The 18,335-nt window shown below is 64.0% G+C and carries 13 protein-coding genes; 9 read left to right on the top strand and 4 right to left on the bottom strand.

Annotation, left to right across the window (positions count from 1 at the left end; all coding sequences use genetic code 11):
• The first annotated feature begins 23 nt into the window (after positions 1-23).
• The 8 genes from LB516_RS05920 (at position 24) to LB516_RS05885 (ending at position 10,152) form a co-directional block, all read left to right on the top strand.
• Positions 24-2,009 (top strand): heme lyase CcmF/NrfE family subunit, encoded by a 1,986-nt coding sequence (locus tag LB516_RS05920; RefSeq protein WP_224719114.1) that lies wholly within the window; start codon positions 24-26, stop codon positions 2,007-2,009.
• Positions 2,006-2,473, top strand: coding sequence for a cytochrome c-type biogenesis protein (locus tag LB516_RS05915; protein WP_224525828.1), 468 nt, complete (start codon positions 2,006-2,008; stop codon positions 2,471-2,473). Before LB516_RS05920 ends, LB516_RS05915 begins: the two co-directional genes overlap by 4 nt.
• 132 nt (positions 2,474-2,605) lie before the next feature.
• Positions 2,606-4,156: a Do family serine endopeptidase gene (locus LB516_RS05910; RefSeq protein ID WP_140618544.1), complete on the top strand. Its 1,551-nt coding sequence runs from the start codon at positions 2,606-2,608 to the stop codon at positions 4,154-4,156.
• 354 nt (positions 4,157-4,510) lie between these two features.
• The gene (locus LB516_RS05905) at positions 4,511-5,185 is read left to right on the top strand and encodes a response regulator transcription factor (RefSeq protein ID WP_041163488.1); all 675 of its coding nucleotides are present in this window, start codon (positions 4,511-4,513) and stop codon (positions 5,183-5,185) included.
• An 8-nt stretch (positions 5,186-5,193) separates the two neighbouring features.
• Positions 5,194-6,669: an ATP-binding protein gene (locus LB516_RS05900; RefSeq protein ID WP_140618542.1), complete on the top strand. Its 1,476-nt coding sequence runs from the start codon at positions 5,194-5,196 to the stop codon at positions 6,667-6,669.
• Positions 6,669-9,629, top strand: coding sequence for a bifunctional [glutamine synthetase] adenylyltransferase/[glutamine synthetase]-adenylyl-L-tyrosine phosphorylase (locus tag LB516_RS05895; protein WP_224719113.1), 2,961 nt, complete (start codon positions 6,669-6,671; stop codon positions 9,627-9,629). Before LB516_RS05900 ends, LB516_RS05895 begins: the two co-directional genes overlap by 1 nt.
• Positions 9,630-9,679: 50 nt before the next feature.
• Complete coding sequence (locus LB516_RS05890; protein WP_224719112.1) at positions 9,680-10,003, top strand: hypothetical protein; 324 nt, start codon at positions 9,680-9,682, stop codon at positions 10,001-10,003.
• A complete protein-coding gene (locus LB516_RS05885) occupies positions 9,952-10,152 on the top strand; it encodes a hypothetical protein (RefSeq protein WP_224719111.1) in 201 nt (66 codons plus the stop codon). The genes LB516_RS05890 and LB516_RS05885 overlap by 52 nt, the downstream gene beginning before the upstream one ends.
• A 45-nt stretch (positions 10,153-10,197) precedes the next feature.
• Here the strand turns inward: LB516_RS05885 and LB516_RS05880 are convergent, their stop codons facing one another.
• Positions 10,198-12,519 carry a PAS domain-containing sensor histidine kinase gene (locus LB516_RS05880; protein WP_224525819.1) on the bottom strand — a complete coding sequence of 774 codons (2,322 nt, stop codon included), beginning with the start codon at positions 12,517-12,519 and terminating at the stop codon, positions 10,198-10,200.
• 196 nt (positions 12,520-12,715) lie between these two features.
• Positions 12,716-15,361 (bottom strand): aminopeptidase N, encoded by a 2,646-nt coding sequence (pepN, locus tag LB516_RS05875; RefSeq protein WP_224719110.1) that lies wholly within the window; start codon positions 15,359-15,361, stop codon positions 12,716-12,718.
• A 269-nt stretch (positions 15,362-15,630) separates the two neighbouring features.
• Between pepN and LB516_RS05870 the strand changes: the two genes are divergently transcribed.
• Positions 15,631-16,596: a DMT family transporter gene (locus tag LB516_RS05870; RefSeq protein ID WP_140618532.1), complete on the top strand. Its 966-nt coding sequence runs from the start codon at positions 15,631-15,633 to the stop codon at positions 16,594-16,596.
• Here LB516_RS05870 and LB516_RS05865 read toward each other — a convergent pair whose 3' ends face one another.
• Positions 16,597-17,400, bottom strand: coding sequence for a helix-turn-helix domain-containing protein (locus LB516_RS05865; protein WP_015318612.1), 804 nt, complete (start codon positions 17,398-17,400; stop codon positions 16,597-16,599).
• 53 nt (positions 17,401-17,453) lie between these two features.
• A complete protein-coding gene (locus LB516_RS05860) occupies positions 17,454-18,320 on the bottom strand; it encodes a uracil-DNA glycosylase family protein (protein WP_140618530.1) in 867 nt (288 codons plus the stop codon).
• Positions 18,321-18,335: the final 15 nt, after the last annotated feature.

Raw genomic sequence — 18,335 nt, 5'->3', positions numbered from 1 at the left:
AAGAGCAAGTGTGAGCCGCGCGAATGGTTGAAACCGGACATTTCGCCCTGGTTCTGGCGTTCGCGCTTTCACTGGTGCAGACGATCGTGCCGCTGTTTGGCGCGCGGCTGAACAACCAGCGCCTGATGGCGGTCGGCGGTCCGGTCGCGGTGACCGGTTTCGCGTTGACGGCGCTGTCCTTCGCGGCCCTTGCGGGCGCCTATGCAAGCTCTGATTTTTCCCTGGCGAACGTCTGGGAGAACTCGCATTCGCTGCAGCCGCTGATCTACAAGATCACCGGAACCTGGGGCAATCACGAAGGTTCGATGCTGCTCTGGGTGCTGATCCTGACCTTCTTCGGCGCGCTTGTGGCCGCTTTCGGCTCCAACTTGCCGGCGACGCTGCGCGCCAATGTGCTCGCCGTGCAGGGCGCTATTGGCGCTGCCTTCTTCCTGTTCATCCTGGTGACCTCCAATCCTTTCATCCGGCTCAATCCGGCGCCCATCGAAGGCCGCGATCTCAACCCGATCCTGCAGGATCTTGGCCTCGCCATTCACCCGCCGATGCTCTATCTCGGTTATGTCGGCTTCTCGATCTGCTTTTCCTTCTCGGTCGCCGCCCTCATCGAGGGTCGCATCGATGCCTCCTGGGCGCGCTGGGTGCGCCCATGGACGCTGGTCGCCTGGATGTTCCTGACCGGCGGCATCGCCATGGGATCGTACTGGGCCTATTACGAACTCGGCTGGGGCGGTTTCTGGTTTTGGGATCCGGTCGAGAACGCTTCCTTCATGCCGTGGCTGGCGGGCACCGCGCTGCTGCATTCGGCCATCGTCATGGAAAAGCGCTCGGCGTTGAAGATCTGGACCCTGCTGCTCGCCATCCTCACCTTCTCGCTGTCGCTGCTCGGCACCTTCCTGGTGCGTTCGGGCGTCCTGACTTCCGTCCACGCCTTTGCCACCGATCCGACGCGCGGCGTCTTTATCCTATGCATCCTGACGCTGTTTATCGGCGGCTCGCTGGCGCTGTTTGCGCTGCGCGCCTCGAAGCTGACGGCAGGCGGCCTGTTTCACCCGGTTTCGCGTGAAGGCGCGCTCGTCCTCAACAATCTGTTTCTGACCACTGCGACCGCCACGGTGCTCGTCGGCACGCTCTATCCGCTGGCGGTCGAGGCTTTTTCGGCCGACAAGATTTCGGTAGGAGCGCCGTTCTTCAACCTTACCTTCGCGCCGCTGATGGTGCCGCTGCTCGTGATGGTTCCCTTTGGGCCGCTGCTGGCCTGGAAGCGCGGCGATGTCTTCGGCGTTGCGCAGCGATTGATGGCCGCGTTCGCGGCCGCACTTCTAGCGACGCTGGTTACGGTCCTGTTCATCGACGGCGCTTCGGTGCTTGCCGCGCTTGGCGTCGGCCTCGGCGTCTGGCTGATCCTTGGCGCGCTGACCGACCTCGCCACCAAGGCGGGGGTCGGCAATGTCGCCGCGCCGACAATGGTCAGGCGTCTGGTTGGTTTGCCACGCTCGGTCTTCGGGACTGCTTTCGCGCATCTTGGCCTCGGCCTGACCGTGCTCGGCATTGTTGGCACGCTCTGCTTCGGGACGGAGAAGATCCTGTCCATGCATGCTGGTGAAACCGTCGAAATCTCCGGCCGCACGGTGCGGTTCGTCGGGCTCTATCCTGCACAGGGACCGAACTACAGCGAGGATCGCGGGCGTTTCGAGCTGATCGGCGTCAGCGGCAGCCCTGTCGGCGAAGTCAGCTCCGCCAAGCGTTTCTATCCTGTGCGGCAGATGATGACGACGGAGTCTGGCATCAAGACTCTTGGCCTTTCCCAGCTCTACATTTCGCTCGGCGACGAGGGCAAGGACGGCTCGGTCGTGGTGCGTCTGTGGTGGAAGCCGCTGGTGACGCTGATCTGGGGCGGCGGCCTGGTGATGATGGCGGGTGCGGCGATGTCGCTGATGGACAGGCGCCTGCGGGTCGGCGCGCCTTCGCGCCGTCGCAAGCAGGCCGTGGCGCCGGCGGGCCTGCCATGAGGGCAAGGCTTTCGTTGACGTCGATGGTCTTGCTGCTGGCGTTGTTCTTCGCCGGAACGGCAATGGCGGTGAAGCCCGACGAGATGCTGGCCGACCCGGCACTCGAGGCGCGGGCGCGGGCGCTGTCGGAAGGCCTGCGCTGCATGGTCTGCCAGAACCAGTCGATCGACGAATCCGATGCGGACCTTGCCAGGGACCTGCGTATCCTGGTGCGACAACGCCTTGTCGCGGGCGATACCGACCGGCAGGTGATGGATTATGTGGTTTCGCGTTACGGCGAGTTCGTGCTGCTGAAGCCACGCTTCGATCTGCGCAACGCGCTGCTGTGGGGCACGCCGGTTCTCCTGCTTCTGGCCGGCGGCGTGTTTATAGTGCTCAGTGCGCGGTCGCGCCGGCTTCCGGCAACGGCAGCGCTTTCGGTCGAAGAGCAGGCCGCATTGGACGCGATCCTCCGCCGCGACTGACGGCTGCCGTCGCCCGCCAACATTACCAAAGTTTCATGTGCCGGAAATGGCGTCGTAATGTGCGCTTCCCTAATTCTCGTTCCTTGAGGATGCCGATCAAGGCGCGTCCGCTTGAAAGAGGATAAGAGATCCATGAATATTGCCCCCGATTCATATTTTCGCACCCGCAAGCGTCTTCTGGCTGCTGCCGCGTCTATCGCGGTCGCCGGTGCGATCGGCGTTGGCGCGCTGACCAGCGGAACCAGCCCCGTTCTCGCTGACGCCGTGCGCGTCGAGGCCCCGCAGGTTCCGAGCTTCGCCGATGTCGTGGAGCGTGTGTCGCCAGCCGTGGTCAGCGTCAAGGTCAAGGCCAAGATCCAGCCGACCGCCGATGATGGCTCCGACGATCAGGACGGCCTCGACAATCTTCCCAACAATCCGCAGCTGCGTCGTTTCTTTAAGGAATTCCGCGGCTTTGGCGACCAGGGCGGCCAGAACGACGAAGGTCATCGTCGCTTCGGTCATCGCGACCGCAACAATGGCGAGCCGCGCCCGGTAGCGCAGGGCTCCGGCTTCTTCATCTCCGAAGACGGTTACCTCGTCACCAACAACCACGTCGTCGAAGAGGGCACCGCCTTCACCGTTGTGACCAATGACGGCAAGGAACTCGATGCCAAGCTGGTTGGCACCGATCCGCGCACCGATCTCGCCGTGCTCAAGGTCGATGGTGGCGGCAAGTTCACCTATGTCGACTTCGCCGACGATTCCAAGGTTCGTGTCGGTGACTGGGTCGTGGCTGTCGGCAATCCGTTCGGCCTCGGCGGCACCGTCACCGCCGGCATCGTCTCGGCGCGCGGCCGCGATATCGGCGCCGGCCCCTATGACGATTTCCTCCAGATCGACGCCTCGGTCAACCGCGGCAATTCAGGCGGCCCGACCTTCAACCTCAACGGCCAGGTGGTCGGCATCAACACCGCCATCTTCTCGCCTTCCGGCGGCAGCGTCGGCATCGCCTTCGACATTCCGGCCTCGACCGCCAAGCAGGTCGTCGGGGACCTGATGAAGAGCGGTGCGGTGCAGCGCGGCTGGCTGGGCGTCGAAATCCAGCCGGTCACCTCCGACATCGCCGAGTCGCTCGGCCTGAAGTCCAACAATGGCGCCTTGGTTTCGAGCGCCCAGGACGATGGCCCCGGCAAGAAGGCCGGCATATCAGCCGGCGACGTGATCACCCAGGTCGACGGCAAGGACGTTGCGTCGCCGAAGGAGCTCGCCCGCCTGATCGGCGCCTATTCGCCCGGCAAGTCTGTTGATGTCACGGTCTGGCGCGACGGCAAGAGCCAGACGGTCAAGGTCGATCTCGGCAAACTGCCGGCGAGCGACAAGCAGGCCTCGAACGACCAGCAACAGCAGCCTGCCGCTCCGGCAAAGCCTGACACGCTGGCTGATCTCGGTCTCACCGTCACCAAGTCTGAAAACGGCAAAGGTCTGGTGGTGACAGACGTCGACCCCGACAGCGCCGCCGCCGATCGCGGCATCCAGCCGGGCGACGTCATCACCGCGGTCAACTCGGCGGAGGTCAATGGCACCGAAGACGTCACCAAGGCCATGGCCGATGCGGTCAAATCCGGACGCAAGGCGGTGCTGATGCAGATCACCCGTGACGACAACAACCGATTCGTCGCGGTGCCGGTGGCCAAGGGCTGAGACGACTTTTCCAATGCGGCGGTTTCAACACCCCCGAGTCGCCGCATGGGGAAAGTAAGAAGGAGAGCCCGTTAGTCAGTCATCGCGCTCTCCTTCAGCGGCAGCGGGCTTCCCATCGCCCGCTGCCGCGCCCGTATGTGGCTGCCCACTCAGGCCCTCGTGCCCGATGCCGGTTGGTCCCGGGTTGCAGGTAACGACATGACCGGGAACTGGCATGTTCGGCCTAACGACGCCACGGAACAAAGATTTTATCGCGTACGCTCTCGATCGTCTTGATCGCGATGCGCTTTGGCAAAGGCTAAAATGCAGATGCCGGCTACTCAACCTTCAAGCGAAATCGCGTATAACGGCCCTATGAAGATTCTCGTCATAGAAGACGATCGCGAGGCTGCGGATTATCTGCAGAAAGCCTTCACCGAAGCCGGTCATACCGCGCATGTTGCGGGTGACGGCGAGACCGGCTTCGCGCTTGCCGATGCGGGTGACTACGATGTGATGGTCATCGATCGGATGATGCCGCGCCGCGACGGCCTGTCGGTTATTGCCGCCCTCCGCTCCAGGGGCAACACGACGCCGGTGCTCATCCTTTCGGCGCTGGGCGAAGTCGATGACCGGGTCACCGGCCTGCGCGCCGGCGGTGACGATTACCTAACCAAGCCCTATGCCTTTTCCGAACTTCTGGCTCGTGTCGAGGTGCTCAACCGACGCGCCAGCGCCAAGGAGGCCGAGACCGTCTACCGGGTTGGCGATCTTGAACTCGACAGGCTATCGCATTCTGTCCGCCGGGCGGGCCGTGAGATCACGCTCCAGCCACGCGAATTCCGCCTGCTCGAATATCTCATGCGCCATGCCGGCCAGGTTGTGACGCGCACGATGCTGCTCGAAAATGTCTGGGACTATCATTTCGATCCGCAGACCAATGTCATCGACGTCCACGTCTCTCGGCTGCGCGGCAAGATCGAAAAGGGCTTCGACAAGCCGATCCTGCATACCGTTCGCGGCGCCGGCTACATGCTGAAGGGCGGCTAGGCGGCGGCATGGCGCTTTCCGTGCCCGCCATCATGAAGACGACGGCCGCGCGGCTTTCGGCGCTCTATCTCTTGCTCTTCGCGCTCTGCGCGGTGCTGCTCGTCCTCTATATGACTTCGCTCTCGGCGCGCATGCTGACCGGGCAGACGCAGGAGACCATCAACGACGAGGTGCTCGGCCTTGCCCGCGCCTATCAGCGCGGTGGCCTTCCCGTATTGGTCCGCGTGGTCGAGGCCCGCTCGCGACAGCCCGGCGCCAATCTCTATCTGATCGCCGATGCCAACGGCCAGATCCTGACCGGTAACGTGCAGAGCCTCGAGCCGGGCGTTCTCGAAAACGAAGGCTGGACCACCAGCCCTTTTTCCTATCAGCGCTTTGGCGAGGGAGAACTCGACCGTCTACGCAACTTGCCTGCCGACAAGGGGACCGCACAGCCCGACCAGAGCGACACGCAAGCGCAGGGCGAGAAGGGCCACAACGCCATTGCCCTGGTGCTGCGGCTGCCGAACCAGATGATCATGCTGGTCGGCCGCGATCTCGGGGAACCAGAGCGGTTCCGTGCCGTCATCCGCCGTTCGCTGATGCTGGCGCTCGGCATGATGGCCCTGGGTGGCATCCTGATCTGGTTCTTTGTCGGCCGCGCGGCGCTGAAGCGTATCGATGGCGTATCGGAGGCAAGCCGGCGCATCATGGGCGGGGATCTCTCCGGCCGGCTGCCGGTAACCGGCGCCGGCGACGAGTTCGATCGGCTTTCGGAAAACCTCAACGCCATGCTGGCCAGGATCGCCACGCTCAACGAAGGCCTCAAGCAGGTTTCCGACAACATCGCGCATGACCTCAAGACGCCGCTGACCCGGCTGCGCAACCGGGCCGAAGCGACGCTTTCCGGCAAGCAGAAGACATCGGACTATCGACAGGCGCTGGAAGGCACCATCGCCGAGTCCGACCAGTTGATAAAGACCTTCAACGCCATCCTGATGATCTCCCGCCTGGAGGCGGGCTATTCTTCCGAGCACACCAGCCGCGTCGATCTGGCGGTGGCCGTCCGTGATGTCGTCGAACTCTATGAGCCGGTGGCCGAGGAGGCTGGCGTTTCGCTGGACGCCGAGGTGAATGGTGCTTTTGTCGTCGACGGCAACCGCGAGCTGATCGGCCAGGCGCTCTCCAACATCGTCGACAATGCGATCAAGTACTCGACCGATTCGACGTCCAAGCCGGCGGTCCGTGTAAAGCTCGAACGCACGCATGGCGAGATCAGGCTTTCCGTCACGGACAATGGCCAGGGCATTCCCGACGACGCCGATCGCGCCCGGGCGACGGAGCGCTTCGTGCGGCTGGAGAAGAGCCGTTCGCAGCCTGGTTCCGGCCTTGGCCTCAGTCTCGCCAAGGCGGTCATGACATTCCATTACGGCCGGCTTGACCTGCTGCCTGGCAATCCAGGACTATCCGTGGTCATGAGTTTCCCGGCACGCGAGGATCACTGATGGCGGCCGTTGCCAAGCGGAGCAAGACAGACTGGCTGCTCAGCCTGGAAACCCCGCTTGTCCCGCTCGGCGCAGCCCGGGCACGACAGGAGCTGGCCGAAGTCGCGGACGCAGCGCGCGAAGAGGGGCTGACACGGGTGGCCAAATTCCTGGCCGGCAAAGGCAAGGCGCAGGATCTCCTCGCCGCTGTCTTCGACCTTTCGCCATTCCTGCGCGACACGGCGCGCCGCCGGCCGCAAATCCTGGACGGGCTGTTCGACCTGCCGATAGAGGCCCGTCTGAAGGCGATCACCGCCGCGATCGACCAGGCGCCGCTGGCCGAAACGGTCTCGGAATCCGGCCTGATGATGGCGCTGCGCCGGCATAAGGCAGAGGCGCATTTCCTGATCGCGCTCGCCGATCTTTCGGGCGAAGCCGAAACCTCGCTGACCGTAAGGCGGTTGAGCGATCTCGCCGACGCCTGCACCCGCGCGGCAGTCGATTTCCTGCTGCGTGACGCGCATGGCCAGGGCAAGCTCAAGCTGCCCGACCTCGACACCCCCTCGCATCGATCGGGCTGGATCCTGCTCGGCATGGGCAAGCTCGGCGCGCATGAGCTGAATTTCTCCTCCGACATCGACCTCGTCGTGTTCTTCGATCCGGAGGCACCCGCCGTGGTCGATCCTCTCGACGCCACCGACCTGTTCTCACGCCTGACGCGCCGGCTGGTTCGCATCCTGCAGGACCGCACCGAGCACGGCTATGTCTTCCGCACCGATCTGAGGTTGCGTCCCGATCCCGGCTCCACCCCGCTGGCTATCCCGGTTGAAGCCGCGCTTCGCTACTACGAAGCGCGCGGCCAGAACTGGGAGCGTGCCGCGATGATCAAGGCCCGCCCGGTGGCCGGCGATCTCGCCGCGGGCGATGCCTTCCTCAAGGAGCTCCAGCCCTATATCTGGCGCAAATACATGGATTACGCGGCGATTGCCGACGTCCATTCGATCAAGCGCCAGATTCATGCCCATAAGGGCCATGGCGACATCGCGGTGAAGGGGCACAACGTCAAGCTCGGGCGCGGCGGCATCCGCGAGATCGAGTTCTTCGTCCAGACCCAGCAGCTCATCGCCGGCGGCCGCTTTCCGGAGCTGCGCGGCCGCGAAACCGTGCCGATGCTCGGTCAGCTCGCGGCCCGAGGCTGGATCACATCGGACGCAAGAGACGCACTCGCCCTCCAGTACTGGTTCCTGCGCCGGGTCGAACACGCCATCCAGATGGTGGCCGACGAGCAGATGCACACGCTGCCGGAAGACGATGAAGGGCTGGAGCGCATTGCCCGCATGCTGGGCTTCGCCGACGCCGCCGCGTTCGCCGGGGCCTTCCGTGCCTCGCTGCAGCAGGTCGAGCGCCACTATGCGGCGCTGTTCGAAACCGCGCCCGAGCTTTCGGCCGGCATCGGCAACCTGGTCTTCACCGGTGACGTCGACGACCCGGACACGCTGCAGACCCTGCACGGCCTCGGCTTTCAGCGGCCGAGCGATATCTGCCGTGTCATCCGCGGCTGGCATTTCGGCCGCTATCGCGTCACCCAGTCGGCGGAGGCGCGCGAGCGGCTGACGGAACTGACGCCGGCACTGCTCAAGGCCTTTGGCCAAACGCGCCGGGCCGACGAGGCGCTGGTCCGTTTCGACGAGTTCCTCGCCGGCCTGCCGGCCGGCATCCAGCTGTTTTCGCTGCTGCAGTCGAATCCCGCACTGCTCAAGCTGATGGCGACGATCATGGGCGCGGCACCAAGGCTGGCGGCCATCATCACTCGCCGGCCGCATGTCTTCGACGGCTTGCTCGACCCAGCATTGCTGACCGAGCTGCCAGACCGCGCCTATCTCTCGGGGCGGCTTTCCGCCTTCCTCGAGGGCGACAGGGCCTACGAGGACGTGCTCGATCGCTTACGCATATTTGCTTCCGAACAGAAATTCCTCATCGGTGTGCGGCTGCTCGCGGGCTCGATCGACCCGGCCCGCGCCGGCCGCGCTTTCTCCGATCTGGCGGACCTGACCATTGCGGCGGCGTTGCAAGCGGTGATCGCCGAATTCGCGGTGCGCCACGGCACGATCGCCGGTGGCGTGGTTTCGCTGCTCGGCATGGGCAAGCTCGGCAGCCGCGAATTGACGGCCGGATCGGATGTCGATCTCATCCTGCTTTACGATCACGATGCGGACGCCGAGGACTCCGATGGTGAAAAGCCGCTGGCGCCGTCGCACTACTACACCCGCATGACGCAGCGGCTGATATCCGCGGTATCGGCGCCGACGGCGGAAGGTGTGCTTTATGAGCTCGACCTGCGTTTGCGGCCGTCCGGCAACAAGGGACCGGTCGCCACCCATATCGATGCCTTCAAGAAATACCAGCGCCAGGAAGCCTGGACCTGGGAACACATGGCGCTGTCGCGGGCGCGGCCGATTGCCGGCGACGCCGGCCTCTGCGCCGAGGTTGAAGCGGAGGTCGCCGCGCTGCTCGGTCAGCCACGCGACGCGGCGAAGGTGAAAACCGAAGCTTCCGACATGCGCGCCATGATCCAGCAGGAAAAACCGCCCCGCGACCTGTGGGACATCAAGCTAATACCGGGCGGTCTGATCGATCTCGAATTCATCGCCCAGGTGGCTGTCATCACTGGGCAGGTCGAGGCCGGGCCACGCGCCACCGGTACGGCCGAGATCCTGTCTCGTCTGACGCCCCGTTTCGCCAATGCCGTGATCCGGCAGGACCTTGGCGAGGCTTACTCCCTTTATCTGGCACTGACCCAGATGACGCGGCTGTGCCTCACCGGACCATTCGAACGTGACGACGTTCCGCCGGGGCTTTCGGATCTGCTTCTGGCGGTCACCGACCTGCCGGATTTCGGTGTGCTGGAAGCACATCTCAAGGAGACGTCGCAAAAGGTCAGGAAGGATTTCGACCTTCTGCTTCGTGCCGGAGGGTCGTGACCAACGACCGTTCGGCCGCATCGGGGGTGACGATGCAACAGGAGAAAACCATGAGAAAGACAACCAAGCTCGCACTTGCATACATCGCCCTGGCCGGAGCCGTCGGCGGCGCGGCCTATGCCGAGAACCTCGACAGCGCCAACGTGCGTGAGCGCACCATGATGCGGCTCGACAAGGCGATGAAGGACAATGACGGCAAAATCACCTTCGACCAGTTCTCCGATGTCATGGACGCGCGGCTCAAGAAGCTTGTCGCTGACAATGGCGGCAAGCTGACTGTCGCTCAACTCGCCGACGCGCTGGAGAGGCGCGCTTCGAACGCATGGCCAGGCGCATCATCGCCCGTTACGACAGCAAGGACGACGGCACGCTGACATCGGATGACATCACCGGCCGCGAAAAGAAGCTTTTTGCGATGCTCGACAAGAACAATGACGGCAAGATCGAGAAGGGCGAACTGCCGAAGGACGGGCGCGATGACCGTCAATGGGATGGCGAAGGCAACGAAGGCGGCGTGCAGTAAGATTGGTTGATGCGGGCTCCGACATCGCCAACCGGAGCCTGCCGCTCAGGCCGCGGCCTTGACCGCTGTTGGCGCCTTCTTCACGGGAATGCGCACCGATACGATCGTGCCGACACTTTCGGTCGAGCGGATCTTCAGTGCACCGCCTTGCAACTCGGCAAGCGAGCGCGAAATGGCAAGGCCAAGGCCGGAGCCGGCATGGTTCTTGGAAAACTGGTTCTGCACCTGCTCGAAGGGGCGCCCCAGCTTGCCGAGGGCTTCCTTCGGGATACCGCAGCCATTGTCCTCGATCGTCAGCACCAGCGCGCCTGACGTGTTGCGGGCCCTGACCGATATGTGGCCGCCCTGGCCGGTGAATTTCACCGCGTTGGACAGAAGATTGATGACGATCTGCTTGATCGCCCGGCGATCGGCAAACAAAGTCAAGGCGTCGGCAATGCGCGTTTCCACGGTGATCGCCTTCTGCGCCGCCTGCAGAGAGACGACACGCACCGTCTCGCTGATCAGCGGACCGAGGTCGATCTGTTCCTGGTCCAACGAGAACTGGCCGGCTTCGATCTTGGACATGTCGAGAATGTCGTTGATGACGCCGAGCAGGTATTTGCCGCTGCTGTTGATGTCGGTGGCGTACTCCTCGTAGCGCTCCGAGCCCAACGGACCGAACAGCCTCTGTTCCATCAGTTCGGAGAAGCCGATGATGGCGTTGAGCGGTGTGCGCAGTTCATGCGACATGTTGGCCAGGAATTCGGATTTGGCCCGGTTCGCCGCTTCGGCGCGCTCGGTTTCCTTCATGTATTTGCGGTTGAGGTCGACCAGTTCGCGCGCCCGTTCCTCTTCGGCCCGGCGGGCGAGGCTGAGATCATGGATCGTCGCCATCAGCCGGCGTTCGCTGTCGACGAGTTTCTCCTGGTGCAATTTGATCTGGGTGATATCGGACCCGACCGAGACGATGCCACCGTCCCTGGTCCTGAGCTCGTTGACCTGCAGCCAGCGGCCGTCGGACAGCTGCCGCTCGAACGTGGCGCCGCCCTGCGGACCGTTGGTATTGGCGAGCCGGCGCTCCGAAGCGAAGGCCAGCATCCGCTCTTCCAGGGAAGCGCGCGTCACGCCTGGCATCACGTCGCGATCCGAGAGCCCGTTGTCCTGCTGATATTTGGAATTGCACATGATCAAGTTCTGAGCCGAATCCCACAGCACGAAGGATTCATTGATGTTCTCGATCGCGGTCCTCAGGCGAAGATCGGCCGCTTCGGAGCGCAGCGCCAGATGGCGCTGCTCGGTGACGTCGACGGCGATGCCGATGAGCTGGATCTCCGGCGCTTCCGGGTCCATGACCTGGGCGCGGGCGCGCATCCACACCCACTGGCCATCGGCATGCCGCATCCGGAACACCTGGTCGATGTGGTCGATCTCGCGCGCGACGATCCTGTTGGCGAGTTCGAACAGGTCGCCATCCTCGGGATGGATGATCTCGTCGACCTCGCCGAAGGACAGCATCGTCTCGCAGGGCTCATAGCCGAGCATGTCGTACATCGAGCGTGACCAGTACATCTTGCCGCGCACCATGTCCCAGTCCCACAGGCCGCAGCGACCGCGGACCAGCGCCATGTCGATACGCTGATGCGCTTCGACATAGATGCGGTCGGCTGCCTGCGCGCGCGCCGCCTGTCCGAAATAGGCATAGAGGATGATGATCAGCACGCCGGCCGTCAGCACAAACAGGGTGACGTTGAGCGAGACGGTCTTGCGCCACGTGTCGAAGACCGCCTCTTGGGGGACGAGCGCCGCCGCGGCTCCCTTCCTGTCCTTGCTCAGGCTGACCGCCGCGTACCAGTCCTGCCCGCCGATGTTGACCTCCATGACGCCAGCCCGGTCGCCGAACATGAACAGAGGTTGGCCGCCCTGGACGAGGCCGTCGAGCGAATGGCCTTGCCAGGGCACCGAACGCGGCGTCACCGCGGTGATCCTGAAGGCGCTGTCGGTGATGACCAGCACATGGCTGCGGCCCATGGCGCCCTGGCGGCTGGTGGTCTCCAGCAGGTCCTGGGTGGCGCCCGGCAGCGTGTCCGATGTGGTGGCGAGCGAACTGGCGAGCTGCGCGGCGGCCAGCGTCAGGATAGCCTTGGCATCGCGCTCCACGTCGTCGCGCTCGTTCATCAGCGAGATTACACGCAGCGCCGCGATGACGAGCAGGAAGATGACGATGAGGGCCGGTATCGACCGGCGCAGCAGCGGTTCGGCCGCCAGAAGCCGCTTGTAGGCCGGTTCGGCAATGAGCCGCGTATTCCCGGCAAGGCCGTCGCCGCGCGTCTCGCGACGCGCAAAAACCATCCCACCGGGCGCGCCCCACGCGTCCGCCTTTGCCATAAATGGCACTCCCCGATTTCAGTATGCCGCATTTCTATGTGCTGGTGATCCGGCAACACCGCACTTCCGAATCGCCATTAAAGAATCAAAGGTGATTCGCCTTGTCCAGTGGTCGGGCGAAAAAAGATTAAAAATCGACTAAAATAATGGGCTTTTAGAACCCGGCCTTCTCCCGCAGGGAAGAAGGCGGGAGCGCCTAAGCCAACGTGCGCTCGACGATGTCGCGCAGATCCGCCGACAGGTTTTCGGCATTGGCGATCGAAACCAGCACTTCCCGAGCCTGGGCTTGCCTGCCCGGTTCGAGCGAGCGCCATGACCTGAGCGCCGTCGCCAGCCTTGCCGCCACTTGCGGATTGCGCTTTTCAACCTCGAGCACCGTTCGTGCGAAGAAGCGGTAGCCTTCGCCGTCGGCGCGGTGAAAGCCGGTCTGGTTGGCGCTGGAGAATGTGCCGATCAACGAGCGCACCCGGTTCGGATTGCCCATCGAGAAGCCGGCATGAGCGGTCAGGGCGCGAACCGTCTCCACCGCCTGCGGCCCAGGCACGCTGGCCTGGATCTGGAACCATTTGTCCATCACCAGCGGGTCGGACGCATATGTCTGTTCGAAAGCCGCCAGCGCCTTGCTTGCCTCCGGCGATCCTTGGTGGCGATGCGCAAGCACGGCCAATGCGGCCGCCCGGTCGGTCATGTTGCTCGCGGACTGGAAATGCCCGGCCGCCAACGCCGCTCCACCTGGCAGCAGCGAGAGATAATCCAGCAGAATGTTGCGCAAGGCGCGCCGTCCGGCACTCGCCGCGTCGGGGCTGAAAGCGCTCTTGTCGGCAAGGCTGTCGTAGAGGCCGGAAAATGCCTCGCCATTGGCCATGCCGATCGCCAGCGCAAGCGCCTGTCGGGCCGCATGGATGGCGTCGGGATCGATGTTCTTGCCGATGTCGCGGGCGATATCGGCGTCTCCAGGCAGCGCCAGGGCCAGGGCCCGATAGGCTGGCTCCAGCGTCTCGTCGCTGGCGATGCTGCCGGCAAGCTCGGTCAGCCGTGGGGCGAAGTCCGGCTGTTTGCCGCCAAGGATCTGGCGGAAGGCAGCGATCAGAGCATCGGTCAACAGCGTGTTGAAGGCCTGCCAGCGCGAGAAGGCGTCGCTGTCATGGCGGGCGAGGAAGTACTGGTCGGCCGCCTTCTGCTCGGCCGAGAGCGTCACCGGCGCCGAAAAGCCACGGTTGAGCGACACCGCCGGGCGCTCGGCCACGCCCGAGAAACGCACCACATGGCGACGCTTGCGGACATGGATGACGCCGTCCTCGACGCTGGCGCCCTCGACGCCGCTATACGCGACAGGTTTGCCGCCGGCGCCGATCAGGCCGAAGGCGAGCGGGATGTGCATCAGCCGCTTGCGGCTTTCGGAGGGGGTCGGCGGCACCGACTGCTCGATCTCGAGCGTGAATTCCTGTGCGGCCGGATTGTGCGTCGAACTCACCGTCAGGTTGGGTGTGCCCGCCTGGTGATACCATAGCGCGAATTGCGACAGGTCGCGGCCGGACGCGTCCTCGAACACCTTTATGAAATCCTCGATGGTCGCGGCCTCGCCGTCGTGGCGTTCGAAATAGAGGTCCATGCCGGCGCGAAAGACCTCGGCCCCGAGAATGGTGCGGATCATGCGCACCACTTCGGAGCCTTTCTCGTAGACCGTCGCCGTATAGAAATTGTTGATCTCGCGGTAGCGGCGCGGCCGCACGGGATGCGCCAGCGGGCCCTGGTCCTCGGGAAACTGGTGGGCCCGCAGCGTGCGCACCTCGGCTATGCGCTTGACCGCGCGCGAGCGCTGGTCGGCGGAGAATTCATGATCGCGGAAGACCGTCAGCCCTTCCTTCAGGCAAAGCTGGAACCAGTCGCGGCAAGTGATTCTGTTGCCTGTCCAATTGTGGAAATATTCATGCGCGATGATCGCCTCGATATTGGCGAAATCGGCGTCCGTCGCCGTCTCCTGGTCGGCCAGCACGTATTTGTCGTTGAAGATGTTGAGGCCCTTGTTCTCCATTGCGCCCATGTTGAAGTCCGACACGGCGACGATGTTGAAGACGTCGAGGTCGTACTCGCGGCCAAACGCCTCCTCGTCCCATTGCATCGACCGCTTCAGCGCGTCCATCGCGTAGCCGGCGAGCGCCTCCTTGCCGGGCTCGACATAGATGCCGAGCTCGACCTTACGGCCGGACATGGTGACGAAATTGTCGGCGACCTGGCCGAGATTGCCGGCCACCAGCGCGAACAAATAGGATGGTTTGGGGAAGGGGTCGTGCCATGTGGCGTAGTGCCAGCCTTCGGCGAGATCGCCGCTCTCGACCGGATTGCCGTTCGACAGGAGCAGCGGCGCTTCGTCGCGTCGCGCATCGATGCGCACCGTGTAGACCGACAGGATATCGGGGCGGTCGAGGAAATAGGTGATGCGGCGAAAACCCTCCGCCTCGCATTGCGTGCAGTACACGTTGTTCGAGCGGTAAAGGCCCATCAAGGCCTCGTTGCCGGCTGGGGCCAGTTCGGTTTCGATCAGCAGCTGGAAACGAGGTGCCGCCGGCGGTTTGAGCAGGGTCAGTTGGTCGGGGCTCGCCAGCAGATCCGCCGGTCTCACCACCTTGCCGTCGACTTCGACGCGTTTGAGCGTCAACCCATCGCCGTCGAGCACCAGCGGAGCCGACGTGGATATGTCCTCGCGGCGTTCGACGGTCAGTATCGCGGTGACGACCGTTGCCTGCGGCGAAAGACGGAATTCAAGGCTGGTTTTCGGAATGAGGTAGTCGCTGGGGCGATAGTCCTCGAGTTTGAAGACCTGACCTGTATCGGTGCGCATTCCCTGGCTTTTCCTGTCTTTTCCGGGACCGGACATGATCTGACCGGTCCAAAAATTCGAAGTCCGCGCTCTTTACACGAAACACTCCCTCGACAAAACTGCGGCAGGGCCTAATTCAGGTCATCCTTTCCTTGTCGTGAGGCAGTCATGACGGCCGTCACACCGAAATTCGGGATGGGCGCTTTCGTTCGGCGCCCCGACAATTTCCCGTTCTGCCATTTCGAGAACCGCAACGTGCCCTCGACCGCGGGCAGAGACGCATTGCCAAAGTGACATCAGGAGCGGGGGCGCAACCAGAGACGACGGGCGGCCACGGCACGCTGAGAGGCATCGTGCTGAAGATCGTCTCCGTGGCGGTTTTTGTCGGCATGCAAACCTGTATCAAGGCGGCAGGCGATGTGCCTGCCGGGCAGATCGTCTTCTTTCGTTCCTTCTTCGCCATCTTCCCGATCATTGTCTTCCTGACGTTGAAGGGACATCTGGCCACGGCATTTGTGACGAAACGCCCCTTCAACCACGTCGCGCGTGGCGTCGTCGGCGTCGGTGCCATGGGGCTCGGCTTTTTCGCGCTCACCAGGCTGCCTCTTCCCGAGGCGATCACCCTGAACTATGCACAGCCGCTGCTGGTCGTGGTGTTCTCCTCGGTCTTCCTTGGCGAGACGATCCGCGTCTATCGCTGGAGCGCTGTCGCGATCGGCCTCATTGGCGTGCTCGTCATTTCCTGGCCGGAGCTGACGCTGCTCAATTCGGATGAAGGTCTCGACGACCAGGAGGTCCTGGGCGTCATGGCCGCGCTGGCGGCCGCGGCAATCTCCGCTGTCGCCATGCTGTTGGTGCGCAATCTCGTGCAGACGGAGAAGACGGCGACCATCGTGCTATGGTTCTCGTCGACGGCGAGCGTGCTCTCGCTGTTGACGCTGCCCTTCGGCTGGCAGTCGCTGACGCCAATACAAGCCACGTTGCTCATCCTCGCCGGCTTTTGTGGCGGGCTCGGCCAGATTTTGATGACCGCGGCCTACCGTCATGCCGAAGCCTCGGTCGTGGCGCCTTTCGAATACACCTCGATGATCCTGGGCGTCGTCGTCGGCTACTTCGTTTTCGGCGACGTGACCTCGCCCGGCACGCTGGTCGGTGGCGTGATCGTGGTCGCCGCCGGCATCTTCATCATCTGGCGCGAACGGCAGCTGGGTCTGGAGCGGACGCGCACCCGCAAAGCTGCGCTGCCGCAAGGGTGATCAGGACCGTTCCTTCGCCAAGCGTACCAGCATCGCCCGTGTCTGCTCATCGGCCGGGAAAAAGGATTCGATCGCCAGTTCCGAAAGGGTGACATCCAGTGGCGTGCCAAACACGGTGATGGTGCTGATGAAGGAAAGCACCGTGTCGCCATGGGCAAGCCGCAGCGGATGCACGATCGCATTCGGCTCGACTGGCGCCGGCCGGCTGCTCTGCAGGCCAGAGGGGTAGCCGCGAAGCTCTTGCTCCAATGCCACCAGCACCGGGTCACCGGCGGCATCGTTCTGATGTTTCAGCCGTTCGAGCAGGTGGGTGCGCCATTCCTGGAGGTTCACGATCCGTGGCGCGACACCACCTGGGTGCAGGCTGAGCCGCAGCACATTGACGGGTGGCTGGAGCAGAGAGGGCTCGGAAACATCGGCCAGGAATGGCCCGATCGCCGTGTTCGCCGCAACCAGGTTCCAGTGCCGGTCCACCGCCAATGCCGGAAACGGCTCATGCCCCTTGAGCACCATCTCGACCGCCGCCATTGCCGGTGCCAGCGTCGTATCGGTGAGCGGCCGTTCGCTGAAGCTCGGCGCGAAGCCCGCGGCCAGCAGCAATTGATTGCGCTGCCGCAGCGGGATCGCAAGCTGCTCGGCCAGATGCAGCACCATGTCGCGCGAGGGCGCGGCACGCCCGCTTTCGACGAAGGAGAGATGCCGTTGCGAGATCTCGGCCTCCATGGCGAGGTCGAGCTGGCTCATGCGACGTCGCGTGCGCCATTCGCGGATCAGGCTACCGGCGGAGGTTTGGGGCGTTGTCATGCAGGACGACTAGGCTGACGCTGAATGTATTTCAATTACCTGCAAGGTCATCGTTAGCTCACTTCCCGCAGCTTCGCCTTCACTTCGAGAAAATCCCGCCATGCGAGCTTCTTGTGCGCGGGGGTGCGCAAGAGATAGGCCGGGTGCAGTGTCGGCATAGCTGGAATGGCAATGCCGGAACCCGTTGTGTGCACGCGCCAGTTGCCGCGCAGCCGCAGGATTCCTTCCGAGGTGTTGAGCAGGGTCTTGGCCGACGGGCCGCCGAGATTGATCAGCACCTTGGGATTGACCAGCTCGATCTGACGCTCGATGAACGGCCGGCAGATCTCGGTCTCGTGCGGCGTCGGCGTGCGGTTGCCGGGTGGGCGCCAGGGAATGACGTTGGCGATGTAGACCGAGCTACGGTCGAGGCCGATCGCAGCCAGCATCCGGTCGAGCAGGCGGCCCGAGCGGCCGACGAAGGGCAGTCCTTCAATGTCCTCGTCACGGCCTGGGGCTTCACCGACCAGCATGACAGCCGCTTGCGGGTTGCCGTCGGCGAATACCAGGTTCTTGGCGGTCGCCTTGAGATTGCAGCCCTCGAAAGCGGCCATGTGCTGGCGTAATTCGTCCAGCGACATTGCCGCGGTCGCCAGCTGGCGCGCCAGCGCCGCCTGCGCTTCGTCGGGCACGGCCGAGGTCGGCGGGCGCGGGGCCGGAGCATCCGGCACGGCGCGCCCATCGAGGCGCGGCGGAGCCGTGGGCGGCTCCGGTGCCTTGCTTTCGCGCGGCGCCGCCGGCGTGCGCTCCGCCGGCTTCGGCACGGCCTCCGCGAACCGATTGACCGGCGCATCCTCCAAAGCCTCGTCAACACCCGCGCTGGCATAGAAGGCGAGCAGATCGGCCAAATCGACCGGATTGTTGGGAGAGGCGGCAGTCATGGCCGCACCATCGTC

It is taken from the genome of Mesorhizobium sp. CO1-1-7 (assembly GCF_020164885.1).
Classification (GTDB): domain Bacteria; phylum Pseudomonadota; class Alphaproteobacteria; order Rhizobiales; family Rhizobiaceae; genus Mesorhizobium; species Mesorhizobium australicum.
This window is presented reverse-complemented; position numbering and strand designations above follow the sequence as displayed.

Excerpts from the sequence above, each read along its gene's own strand:
- LB516_RS05920 (WP_224719114.1), top strand. The coding sequence starts at position 24 with ATGGTTGAAACCGGACATTTCGCCCTGGTTCTGGCGTTCGCGCTTTCA.
- LB516_RS05915 (WP_224525828.1), top strand. The coding sequence starts at position 2,006 with ATGAGGGCAAGGCTTTCGTTGACGTCGATGGTCTTGCTGCTGGCGTTG.
- LB516_RS05910 (WP_140618544.1), top strand. The coding sequence starts at position 2,606 with ATGAATATTGCCCCCGATTCATATTTTCGCACCCGCAAGCGTCTTCTG.
- LB516_RS05905 (WP_041163488.1), top strand. The coding sequence starts at position 4,511 with ATGAAGATTCTCGTCATAGAAGACGATCGCGAGGCTGCGGATTATCTG.
- LB516_RS05900 (WP_140618542.1), top strand. The coding sequence starts at position 5,194 with ATGGCGCTTTCCGTGCCCGCCATCATGAAGACGACGGCCGCGCGGCTT.
- LB516_RS05895 (WP_224719113.1), top strand. The coding sequence starts at position 6,669 with ATGGCGGCCGTTGCCAAGCGGAGCAAGACAGACTGGCTGCTCAGCCTG.
- LB516_RS05890 (WP_224719112.1), top strand. The coding sequence starts at position 9,680 with ATGAGAAAGACAACCAAGCTCGCACTTGCATACATCGCCCTGGCCGGA.
- LB516_RS05885 (WP_224719111.1), top strand. The coding sequence starts at position 9,952 with ATGGCCAGGCGCATCATCGCCCGTTACGACAGCAAGGACGACGGCACG.
- LB516_RS05880 (WP_224525819.1), bottom strand. The coding sequence starts at position 12,519 with ATGGCAAAGGCGGACGCGTGGGGCGCGCCCGGTGGGATGGTTTTTGCG.
- pepN (WP_224719110.1), bottom strand. The coding sequence starts at position 15,361 with ATGCGCACCGATACAGGTCAGGTCTTCAAACTCGAGGACTATCGCCCC.
- LB516_RS05865 (WP_015318612.1), bottom strand. The coding sequence starts at position 17,400 with ATGACAACGCCCCAAACCTCCGCCGGTAGCCTGATCCGCGAATGGCGC.
- LB516_RS05860 (WP_140618530.1), bottom strand. The coding sequence starts at position 18,320 with ATGACTGCCGCCTCTCCCAACAATCCGGTCGATTTGGCCGATCTGCTC.